Source organism: Psychrobacter sp. PP-21 (genome assembly GCF_033790785.1).
In the GTDB taxonomy this organism is placed as follows: Bacteria; Pseudomonadota; Gammaproteobacteria; order Pseudomonadales; family Moraxellaceae; genus Psychrobacter.
Genome location: NZ_JAMYEB010000003.1, coordinates 193,882 through 205,694, shown reverse-complemented (window position 1 = coordinate 205,694; position 11,813 = coordinate 193,882). Strand labels below are relative to the sequence as shown.

Below are 11,813 nucleotides of genomic sequence, written 5' to 3'. Positions count from 1 at the left end.
AGCCTAAAATGCAGGATTTTTTCGTATTTACGACAAATATAGTCAAAATACTCTTTAGCAGCGTTGCACAGTATTTTTCCGTTGTGTCAACGAATCTCCATATTTACTCACAAAACGTACAAAAAAACGTCAATTAGTCAAAACACTTTACTATTGCTATTCACGCCATTACTAAACAACACCCTCCTTTACGCACTACTGCCTTATTATTGCTACAAATATTATGACTTACATCAAAATATACATCGATGTAACCGTAAACACCCAAACCGTTATGAGAGATGTTATGTCTAATCCCACAGTATCATCAATCAACACCTTACTTAACAAAACCTTGATGGCGATGCATCTAGCATCGAATGATGAAACAGCCAATGGAAAAAGAGAAAGTAGCACACATGAGAAGCGTCTGAGCGTCAGAGAAAAAGTACTCAGCTACAACCCAGTTTCACAGTACCAACCACATACTTTGCATTATGCGATGAAAGGCTTTGGTTATTTGCCAACGCCGATATTAGAGGGCTTAATTGCCTATCTAAAAGGTCCGAACTCAAAACAATATCTTCATGCCAATGCACATTTACGCTTGATCCTCGCTGTAAACAGTCATCTCAAGACGCCTTTAGAGCTGACGCCCATGCATGAGCTTCGCGAAAGGTTCACTACCGATGCGGTGGCAATGCAGGCACCAAGAGTCTGGCAGCAAGCTAGCGACAACATCCTGAACAATATCAAACCCTTTACCAAAAAGGGCGAAAAGCTTGTCAATTGGGAAGACAAGACGATAGCCAATGCTGATGACGGTAATATGACCGTTCGCTGCTACCAAACGAAGGCCAATAAAAAACGTTCTAAGAAAGGGTCTGTCCACAATCCTGACGAGACAGTGATGCTGTTTTTCCACGGCGGTGGATTCTGTATTGGCGATGTCGATACGCATCATGAGTTCTGCCACGCAGTCTGCGAGCAAACTGGCTGGCCCGTCGTTAGTGTCGATTATCGATTGGCCCCTGAGTGTCCTGCACCAGCCGCGCTCAAAGACTGTATCACAGCGTATGCTTGGTTGGCTGAACACTGTCATACACTAGGCGCGTTACCATCACGTATCGTACTTGCAGGTGATAGTGCAGGCGGTGGTTTATCTACTTTGATCGCGCAGCAGCTGACTGCACCAACCGAGAGCGCTTGGTCAGACTTGGGCGCTCAAGGTCAGAAGATGTACAAGCTACTAGAGAGCCTACCAAAGCCATTAGCACAAATGCCGCTGTATCCTGTTACCGATATCGAAACAGACTATCCAAGCTGGGAGTTATACGGCGAGGGATTATTGTTAGATCATGCTGACGTAGCAGTGTTTGATGCAGCCTGCCTAAAAGACAGTCCCCTACCACGCCTACACATACTAAACTCACCCATGCTCGGTGATAACAGCAAAGTGTGTCCGACTTATATCGTAGCCTCTGAGCTTGATGTGCTGCGTGATGAAGCGTTTGCTTATGCAAAGCAGTTGAAAGGCTACAATGTGCCCGTTGAGACTCATACTGTCCTAGGTGCACCGCATGGTTTTATTCATTTTATGAGCGTGCATCAAGGTCTCGGGCAAGAGACAAAAGATATTATCAATGGGTTTTGTAGTTTTGTACGCGATGTCATTAGTACTCGATCACAGCTGGCAGCATAGTGGTTTTTTGAAGGTATTTGGCTTAAAGGTGCTGCTATTTAAAGATGCCGTTATTTAAGAGCGCTATTACTTAGAGGTACTACTCAAAGACACTTTTTATAAATGCTATTGTACGAATACATCAGTATGTTGAAGGTACAGGTCAATCAAAGGTACTGATCAATTAGAAACATCTATCAATCAGCATTACCAGACACGTTGATCAACCAGACCTCAGAGCGTGAACCCAATCTAAAGGGAATGCCCCAAAATCCATAGCCAGAGGAGACTACAAAATGTCCTTGGCCGATTGCTTCATAGCCATAACCTAGTCTATTGATAGCACTGACAATAAAGTTGGCGGGGAATACCTGACCATTGTGGGTATGACCTGATACTTGCAGATCGATTGGTAACTGGCTATGCTCGTCGATATCACTCGGTCTATGATCTAGTAGAATCACTGGCTGTGAAGTATCTACTTTCGCTAACAGATCTATCGTGGCGACACGCTGACGTTTATGATTATCAAAACGTCCGACCAACCATACCTTTTGCCCTTGATGTTCTATACAAAACACATCATCATTTAATAGATGCACACCTGCATCACGTAACGCTTGGCTAATTGGTCGCTCATGACCGTACAAATCATGGTTACCCAACGTCGCATAGACGCCATATGACAAATTGGCACACAGTTCGGCTAGATTATTATCCATGCTATAATCATTAAATGCGTCTGTATTATCATCCATGATATCCCCTGGCATTAGCAGCATATCTGCACGTATACTGTTCATCAGACGGGTGAGTCTATCTATTGCTGTAACCCCGAATAACCGTCCTAAATGTAAGTCACTTGCAACTGCGATGCGTAGTGGTTTGGCTAAAGGTTTATCAATACTGATAGACAGATGACGTACGATAGGGACATAAGCACTGTATAGCGAAAAAATAAACAGTCCTAAGAACACGACTACTGCCAGTACTCGCAGCCTAAGAGAAAGCGTATTTGATCCGTACCCTGTCTCACCTATTAGCGATACTACTAGCCAATAACCACCATACAAAAAGCTTACTACCAAAGCGGTTAATAGTATGAAATGCATGATCAGCATCCAGCCACTGACCCAGCGATAACTGTTCGCAAAGACTCGTTTTACACTAAGTACTAATAAGCTATTGGTGATAATAAACACGGCAGACCATACGATAGTTTGCAGTGTTTGGGTGATCCAAGGTTGTAGCCACCACTGTATACTCAACGCCGCACCTGCACTGAACAGCTGCAATAGCACAAAGATAGTAATAAAGAACGCATAGCGCATGATAGATCCTTGAGCATGATTAACTACAATATATGATGCTCAGAGCAAATAAAGCTATATAGAATAGATTACTATGTTTCACATGAAACAATCGAAACTTATTGGTTTTGCTTTTCTAATGCTTGTTTGAGTGTAGTGTGTTCAAATGAATAACCTGCTTCCAACAATGCTTTTGGCAGTACTTTTTGTCCATCGATGAGTAATGTCGACATTTCACCAAACATGAGCTTGAGCAAGAATTCTGGTAAAGTAAACACTGTCGGACGATGTAGCCACGAGCCAAGTGCCTTAGTAAAAGTGTGATTGGTCACAGGCTCAGGTGCTGTAAGATTATAGACGACTGCTGCTGTATTATTTTGCGTCTTTAAGCTATTGTTATTTGAGGTGCGGTCGCTTAAAACTCGGTCATTTGAAACATTACTACCTAAAGCCTGTTCGTTAAGACTCATAGCATCAGTAACTGGCTCACTGATATATTTGGCAGCTTTTGCATTAGCAAGATGCTGTTCGATAATAAAAATCACCGCACTTACCCAATCATTTCGGCTAATCCAGCTCATAATTTGTTGTCCATCACCCAGTTGCCCACCAACACCAAACTTAAATGGTAGCAGTAACTTGGCCACCATACCGCCGTTGGGATGAATAACCACACCTGTTCGCACGATTGCTACAGGGACATCATACTCAGTTGCTCTGAGTGCCATATCCTCCCATTCCTGACACATTGCATGCGCAAAATCTTCTTTGTAGTCGCTGTTTTCCGTTAGTGGTTTGTCGCCTTGTGTACCATACCAGCCAATGGCTGAGCCACTTACTAATAGCTTGGGTTTCGTGCTAGTACGGGCGATGAAATCGAGTATTGATTGCGTAGGTTTGATACGACTGGCAAGCAATTGCTCTTTACGCTCATCGCTCCAGCGTTTATCCGCAATACCTGCGCCCGCCAAATTTAATATGACATCAAAGCTCACATCAGAGGTTGCAAGCTCATCGTAAGTCATCATATTGATTTCATCAGGATGCGCCTGACTACTATCGCGAGTCAACCAAGTCACACTCATATCTTTATCTTGTTTACGATACCGTGCCAGAATCTCTCGACTGAACGCATTGCCCAAAAACCCTGAACCACCACTGATCAAAACATGCATACCCTACTCCCTATATGCCTCAAATATCACCACTATGACTTATCTTTGAGTTACTTATTGCTGAAGTACTTATCGTGCAATAAAAACTAGACTGTTATAACCATCGTCTGCTTTTTTGTGGTTTTTATCAAAACGACTTTTACATGCTTTTGGTAAAGGAAGGTGAGGAATGAAAGGTTTACGAGGTCAAACATTGCACTTTGATAATTACTGTCAAAAATAGAAGTTTTTTATTAAAAAAGTATTTTAATTTTTTGGCTAATATTGCAGACTTTGTTTAGGTTTAGGTAATGCGGACATACCCACAATCAAAGCACTTATACCTCCTACTAAGCTAATAGCCAACCATGTACGAGCATCTTGACCAATAAAAAATGTGGCATTAATAGAAAAACCAACAAAAAAAACTCTTACCCACCATCTTTTGGACTTACTATGTTTGTTTGGAAGCAAGCCATATACCGCACAATAATGTAGGCATTCCAATAAGAAATACACCTGCAATAAGGTAAAAAGGTATGGCTACAGCGTATGCCAGACCTACATCCTTATTCCACATTATCAGTGATACTAAAATAGGGAATAAGATCAACTGATATAGCGTACCTAAAGTTAAAAATAAAAATATCACCATTTTTTTTGGATAGTGGCTGTTGCTATCTAACATTAGTTTTAACTCATAAGTTGGTCAATTTGTGAATAGAAATAATATAGCTGTTATAACCCGTTTCGAACTTTCTTGACCATCCAAACGCATCATAATATTTCAGAAATAGTTTGATTTGAGCTATGCTGAAAAAACTGTAGAACCAAACTTGGTAAACTAACGACTCAATGAGGAGTTTATCATGACTAAGAAAATCAGAACCTATAGTGCAGCATTCAAAGCTGAAGCCGTTAAAAAGATAGCAGATAATAAGGGCAATGTTTCAGCGACTGCAAAGCAGCTTGGCATCGCCATGCAGACATTATCTAACTGGCAAAACAAAGCTGATAAAGGCCAGCTTATTGGTACTAAAGAATATGATCCTGAGCTCATGGCTATACTAGAAGAGAATAAACGTCTTAAACGTGATCTAAAAGTTGCTCAGGAAGAGCGAGATATTCTAAAAAAGGCCACGGCGTACTTCGCGAAGCACAGTTGATGAGGTACGTCTTTATCAAGGATAACCAGAAAATATTTAGCATCACTTGTATGTGTCACGTATTAGATGTCAAGCCATCAAGCTATTATAACTGGATAAATCGTGGTGTTAGTAATCAGCAGATCCACCGCAACCAGTGTGAGCTGCTGGTTCGCGTGGCTCATGATGAAACTAAGCAGCGCTATGGCTGTGAGCGATTGCATGCTCATCTTGCAGAGCAAGGCCATCATATCAGTCAATACATGGTAAGACGCATTAAAGAAGAATACGGCATTGTTTGCCGTCGTCACAAGCGTTTTAAAGTTACCACCAACTCAAACCATAACAAGTTTATTTATCCAAACCTGCTCGATCAAAAATTTGATACCAGTCGTCCTAACGAAGCTTGGGTTAGTGACATCACTTACATATGGACAGATGAGGGTTGGCTATACTTAGCAGGTGTTAAAGACCTCTACACTAAAGAGCTGGTCGGCTATGCTATCCACAAGCGTATGACAGCAGATTTAGTTTGCCGTGCACTCAATATGGCCATCAAGAACAAACGACCCAACCAACGGCTGATTGTGCATTCTGATAGAGGCAGTCAGTACTGTAGTTATGACTATCATAAGATCATTAAGAAGCATAAATTTAAGGGTTCAATGTCCAGACGTGGTAATTGCTTTGATAATGCTCCGATAGAGAGTTTCTGGGGCATATTGAAAAATGAGTTAGTGTATCATCAGGATTATAAAATGAGATTCGAAGCTATCAATGACATCATTAAATATATTGAGCTTGAGTATAACCAGACTAGAATCCAAAAGGGTTTGGGTTATAAAACGCCAAGACAGGTGTGGTTTGATTTTTATCGTCAAGCTGCGTAACTAAAATCTCCCAAGTCAATGTCTACAGATTTGACAGCATAGGTCAACAAGCTCTTTATTTAATGGCTCAGCCTACGTCTTCAATATTTTCTTTTAATACTGGCAAAGCTGACATACCTGCTAATACGGCACTTACTCCTCCAGTTAAACTGATAGAGAACCATATCACCAAACCGAATTTAGAAAATATAAACCAAACAAAAAATAAAGCATTAATAAGAACTCCCATAAAAAAAGTTCTTATCCACCACCCATCTTGTATGTATATTTCTTTATACGAATGCCACTTTCCCATCATTAATGTAGTTGGCATCGCAAACAAACCACCTGCAATAAGATAAACTGGAAAAAACAGTATGAACAATAGACTTATGCTGTCATCTGGGCTAAGAAGTGTCGCTATCCATGGAAAGATAATGAGCTCATACAGCGCACCTACGAATAAAAATAACTTAGTAACCCTCATCTTTGGATATTCAGCCAAACTTTCGTTCAAACTATGACTTGGCTGATTTAATTTATTTTTCATATGACTGCCTAAATCCTATCCAGGGCTACCGTCAGTATGTGATAAACAGTATTTGTGCCAGCACTACTGTAAAAATGTAGCTCATACAATAGAAAACATGTTGAGTAAGGCAAGCAGGTAGCAAAAAAACGTCTACATCTTTCTTGTCCACTAACGAATAACCAAGCCTGTCGTTGCGTCACGAATTTGGCTAGGTAATGTATAACCTAATGTATCGCCCTGCAAATAACCAATTTGCTCATCAAAATACGCATAAGCAGCATCGAAAGTACTGGCAGGTGATTGACCTGACGGGTTGCAGCTTGTAGAAACCAATAGACCAAATGGGTTCTCTTCACTGACCATCTGTTGGCAAAGCTGACGAACTGTAGGATGCGAGATAACTCGAACAGCAATAGTCTGATGCTGACCGGTAATCCAAGTGGGCACAGTGCTCGCAAGCGGCTGAGGAATCGGTAATAACCAAGTATGAGCTTGGCGACTGTTCTGTTCATCTCTACTATCGTCTGTCTGCCAGCTGTCAATGACTTGTTTTCGCTGCTCACCGTTTAACGCAACCAATAACGGTGTCAAGCGAGCTGCACTGTCAGTGATAACAATCATACCTTTGGCTTGTGGACGCTGCTTAATGTCCAAAATGCGCTGTACAGCCGCTTGGTTATAAGGATCACAGCCAATGCCCCAGACGCTCTCTGTTGGATACGCGAGCAGCTGTCCTTCTTTTAGCCACTGTGCAGCTTGAACGGTAGAATCAGTAACAAAGGATGTAGAGTGGCTCATAGCTGAAATGTTTCATACTGGGATGGAGGTAGATGCTCATAATAGCATAACAAAAAGAGCAACTCAGAGCGCTACCATTATAGATGAGCCTTCTTTATATGTAGAAGCAAACATGTGTAACACTTTAAACACGTAGGTACCGTCCGCCCTGAACGCTAATAATACCCATTAGCTCAAGCTCCATCAACTGTCCGATGAGCTGTGATGGCTCAAGCTTGGTTGCGACAATAAGCGCATCTAAATCCTGCCCATGCCAATCGAGCTGCTCATAGATTGCTGTCAAATGCTCAGGTATAACAAGCGCGCTACGAGTAGGTCTGACATTAGAAGGCTTTTTCTGGTTATTCGCTGTGCTAAGCGATCTACTAGGCGATTTTTCGACATCTGAGCCCTCAGAGAGCATTTTTGGAGAATGACTGGTTTCTGGTTGATCGCGACTTAGGTCAGTAGTAGCGCTTGGTGCATTATACGAGCGACTGTCGTAGTCGAGCTGAGCATTCACATCTTCTAGTACTTGCTCAGGATGATAGATCAACGTTGCGCCTTCACGTATCAAGTGATGGCAGCCTTCGGCATTGCTATTATCAATATGACTTGGAATCGCAAAGACTTGTTTGCCCTGCTCGGACGTTAGACGGGCGGTAATCAGCGAGCCACTTTTGATTGTGGCTTCGGTCACGATAGTGGCTAGACTGAGCCCAGCTACCAGACGATTACGACGCGGGAAAGTATGCTTGTGCGGCTGAGTATGCGGTAGCAGCTCACTGATAATACAGCCACCTTGATCGACAATTTGAGCAAATAACTGGTCACGATGATTGGGATAGTTCACATCAATCCCTGTACCCATCACGCCAATAGTACGGCCTTGATAGTCCTGATTTGTCTGCGCCAAGGCTCCTAAATGCGCTCGTTTATCCACCCCTATCGCCAGACCACTAGTGATAATATATCCTGACTGCGCAAGATATTGCGCCATATCGAAGGTGATTTTTTGTGCGTGTGCAGTGGGTTTGCGGCTACCCACAATAGCAATTTGAGCCTGATGCAGGCGCGCACTATTCCCCCGAAAAAACAATAGTGGCGGTGGATCGTAAATCTGTAGGAGCTGGGTAGGATAATCAGGTTGATCAGCAAACAGTAAGTTATAACGACGATCAACGAGTGCTTGCTGGATTTTATCGATACTAGCGCGCGTTTGATCTGGCTGCTCGTGGCGTTTGAGATGAGTATGATGCAGACCCAGCTGCTTCCACGCCTCTACTGTGGCTTGCCAAGCGAGCTGCGCGTTACCATAAGAGGTGACTAGCTTGTGGTAGGCAGACAATGACGCATTCACCTCGTACCATAGCGACAATATAGCACGCTGATCGTCGGATAAAGAAGCGGTGACTGCCGTCATTTTATCTGTCTCTTATAAGCAAATTTAGTATGGCTGTTTTATCACTCGTATTTATAGATAAGGTGGTGGTAATAACTGGTCACCAACGTTGAGTGGTAGCTCAGAATCAAGTACATAAGCATAGCTGATGTGGTCAAAGGTGTTAAACACCATTACCATTCCACTTGGCTCATTTGGCAAACGTACAGGCATATCGTTGTCTTTGGTGTCACGTACTAAAGGACCTTTTTGATAGACAGTCAACACATCACCTGGCTTGGCACCATGTAGGCTACCCAAGTTGATAGCGACTACGCTACCTTTAGCAGCAGCACTAATGGAATCCATCACCCGTACAATCATACCGCCACGGCTAACGCTGGCAGGTGTTGGGTAAAAGACTGGGGGAATAGCATTATCAAGCTCAACAAACACGCGATCGCCTTCGCGCACTTCTTTATCATAACTTTCGGTCAGCTGTAAGCTGGTAATGCCATTGGTTTCTGTCGATGTGACAAGACCAGTCGCTACCTGTGTAACCTCTAATCCGATAACCTCTTGAGTTTTGGGATCGACATACAGATCACCCTCGCGGTATACGCCATAACGCTGACCGACGATAAGTGGCACACCTTTGGCATAGACCTTGTCACCGCTTGCAGTAATGAGGTTGCGGTTTTTTGACGCCAAAATATAAGGAGTAGTATTGAAATCTTCTAGATTTACAATAAGGGTTTTATCCAACCAGTGTTGGATGGCAGACCATGGAATAGGCGGGACACTATTGGCGGTTGAAGTAACAGTGACTGTACTCGCAACCACATTACCCATCATTTGTTTTTCGATACCTGCACAGCCTTCACCCGTATCGACTCCGATCAAGGTTTTGCCTTGAATAACACAAAGGATCAGAATGTCATTGGGATAAATAAGGTTTGGGTTTTTGATTTGTTTGTTGGTGGCCCAGATCTCTTTCCAGCGCCAGGGACTGTCGAGGTAGCGACCTGAGATATCCCACAACGTATCGCCTTTTTTGACAGTATAGCGGTTGGGAGCATCAGCTTTGATAGTAGGTGGTGGATTGTTTGCGTGTGCTGTAGTCATCAACATAGCACTGCTAAATGTCGTAACTATTAATCCTTTTGCCAGTGCTTTTGCTGTCTTTTTTAAGCTCATCTTCATGGTTATATCCACAATATGTACCACTGTTTTGATCATAACAAACTGCACTAGCACCATTGATCTAAAGATATTTTACTTTATTAAAAAATAGCAAAAATCATTTAATATCAGCAATCTACAAGCAATTCAGTCATGACAACTATAGGGCGGCTGTTCAGTATAATTGGCTGGAACGATTCCTAAAAAAGCGTCTAGCATAATGATGACTTGCCGACGCTGTTTCTAATACTACAATTATCTATACCATAACACAATCATAAACACTTTATTACAATGGTGTAACCTTTGGATCGCCCTACTGGTTCATTGAAGATAGGCTTAAACTATCTTGTTGTCTAAGCTGGGTTTGGGGCCACATGCTGACGAATTTGCTCAGCGACCAGATCAGCACTATTTTCTAGAACCACAACATGCTGCGGTAGGCTCTCTAAACCTTCCGTGTGAGCTGGGCGCTCGATGTCGATTTGACCCACTGCTTCGATGATAGTGTCAGCAAACTTAACAGGCAATGCGGTCTCTGCACAGATAATGATTTCACCCTCACGTTGTAGCTCTTTAGCGACCTTGATACCGTCAGCCGTATGCGGATCGACAAGCTCACCATGCTGCTCATACAACGCTTTGATCGTATTTAAACGATCGCTATGGGTTGATTTGCCCGCAGCAAAGCCATAACGCGTATTGACCGCTTCCATCAAATCAGATAAATCAAAACCTTGCCCTGATTTTACGCCTTCAAACAGCTCATGAACACGCGCACTATCTTTTTCTAATAATAGATAAACAAAACGCTCAAAGTTGGAAGCTTTAGAGATATCCATCGACGGACTTGAGGTGACGTAAGTTTTGTCCGTGGTGCGCGGCTGATACGCGCCTTGGTTAAAGAAGTCGTTGAGCACGTCGTTTTCATTGGTGGCTACTATCAAACGCTCCACAGGCAGACCCATTTCACGTGCGATGTGACCGGCGCAGATGTTGCCAAAGTTGCCTGATGGCACGCTAAAACTGACTTTTTCGTCGTTACTCGTCGTCACCGCAAAATACGCTTTAAAGTAATAAACGATCTGCGCGAGGATGCGTCCCCAGTTGATAGAGTTGACCGTGCCCAAGTCATACTGAGCTTTGAAGTCAGCATCTTGCTGTAGCGCTTTCACGATATCCTGACAGTCATCAAACATACCATCGATCGCGATATTATGAATATTATCATCGGTCAGGCTATACATTTGCGCCCGCTGAAACTCACTCATTTTACCATGCGGTGATAGCATAAAGACTTCGACGTTTTCTTTACCGCGCAATGCGTACTCTGCCGCACTGCCCGTATCGCCGCTGGTTGCGCCAATAATCGTGATACGTGCCTCTTTTCTTTTGAGGACATACTCGAAGGCATTGCCCAAGAACTGCATAGCAACGTCTTTAAATGCCAGCGTTGGGCCGTTTGACAATCCTAAAATATATATGTTGTCTTTGAGCTTGCGGACAGGGACAATATCATCGGAGCCAAACACATCGGTCGTATAAGTACGCTCGATAATGTCCTGCAAATCAACCGCAGGAATATCAGTGGCAAAGCGCTGCATAATCGCCATCGCAAGCTCTGGATAGCTGAGTGTGCGCCACTCATCGAGTACAGCGTTATCAACGGTTGGGTAATGCTCAGGCAGCATCAAACCACCGTCTGGCGCAAGTCCCATTAATAGCACATCACTAAAGTCCATCGGTGCTGTCTGACCACGAGTACTGATATATTTCATTAGATAGTCCTGTCTACAATAATAT

General features: G+C 43.0%; 9 protein-coding genes. 2 read left to right on the top strand and 7 right to left on the bottom strand.

Annotated features, from left to right (window positions below; all coding sequences use genetic code 11):
- Nucleotides 1–286: 286 nt before the first annotated feature.
- Nucleotides 287–1,681, top strand: coding sequence for an alpha/beta hydrolase (locus tag NJD71_RS04950; RefSeq protein WP_319050829.1), 1,395 nt, complete (start codon nt 287–289; stop codon nt 1,679–1,681).
- A 176-nt stretch (nt 1,682–1,857) separates the two neighbouring features.
- Here NJD71_RS04950 and NJD71_RS04945 read toward each other — a convergent pair whose 3' ends face one another.
- Together NJD71_RS04945 and NJD71_RS04940 are read right to left on the bottom strand one after the other, a co-directional pair.
- Nucleotides 1,858–2,991, bottom strand: a complete 1,134-nt coding sequence (locus NJD71_RS04945; protein ID WP_319050828.1) for a metallophosphoesterase — start codon at nt 2,989–2,991, stop codon at nt 1,858–1,860.
- A gap of 98 nt (nt 2,992–3,089) precedes the next feature.
- Nucleotides 3,090–4,145, bottom strand: a complete 1,056-nt coding sequence (locus NJD71_RS04940; RefSeq protein WP_319050827.1) for a TIGR01777 family oxidoreductase — start codon at nt 4,143–4,145, stop codon at nt 3,090–3,092.
- Nucleotides 4,146–4,993: 848 nt separating this feature from the next.
- On the opposite strand from NJD71_RS04940, the gene NJD71_RS04935 reads away from it, so the two are divergent.
- A protein-coding gene (locus NJD71_RS04935) for an IS3 family transposase (RefSeq protein WP_201608321.1) occupies nt 4,994–6,159 on the top strand; the annotation gives its coding sequence in 2 pieces (ribosomal slippage) (nt 4,994–5,252 and nt 5,252–6,159; 1,167 coding nt in all).
- A 67-nt stretch (nt 6,160–6,226) separates the two neighbouring features.
- Here NJD71_RS04935 and NJD71_RS04930 read toward each other — a convergent pair.
- From NJD71_RS04930 to thrC, 5 genes are all read right to left on the bottom strand, one after another.
- Nucleotides 6,227–6,688, bottom strand: coding sequence for a hypothetical protein (locus NJD71_RS04930; RefSeq protein ID WP_319050826.1), 462 nt, complete (start codon nt 6,686–6,688; stop codon nt 6,227–6,229).
- 150 nt (nt 6,689–6,838) lie between these two features.
- Nucleotides 6,839–7,468: an L-threonylcarbamoyladenylate synthase gene (locus NJD71_RS04925; RefSeq protein ID WP_319050825.1), complete on the bottom strand. Its 630-nt coding sequence runs from the start codon at nt 7,466–7,468 to the stop codon at nt 6,839–6,841.
- Nucleotides 7,469–7,592: 124 nt separating this feature from the next.
- Nucleotides 7,593–8,870 carry a DNA-processing protein DprA gene (gene dprA, locus NJD71_RS04920; protein WP_319050824.1) on the bottom strand — a complete coding sequence of 426 codons (1,278 nt, stop codon included), beginning with the start codon at nt 8,868–8,870 and terminating at the stop codon, nt 7,593–7,595.
- Nucleotides 8,871–8,921: 51 nt separating this feature from the next.
- Nucleotides 8,922–10,031, bottom strand: coding sequence for a LysM peptidoglycan-binding domain-containing protein (locus tag NJD71_RS04915; protein WP_319050823.1), 1,110 nt, complete (start codon nt 10,029–10,031; stop codon nt 8,922–8,924).
- Between the two features lie 335 nt (nt 10,032–10,366).
- Complete coding sequence (gene thrC, locus NJD71_RS04910) at nt 10,367–11,788, bottom strand: threonine synthase (protein WP_319050822.1); 1,422 nt, start codon at nt 11,786–11,788, stop codon at nt 10,367–10,369.
- Nucleotides 11,789–11,813: the final 25 nt, after the last annotated feature.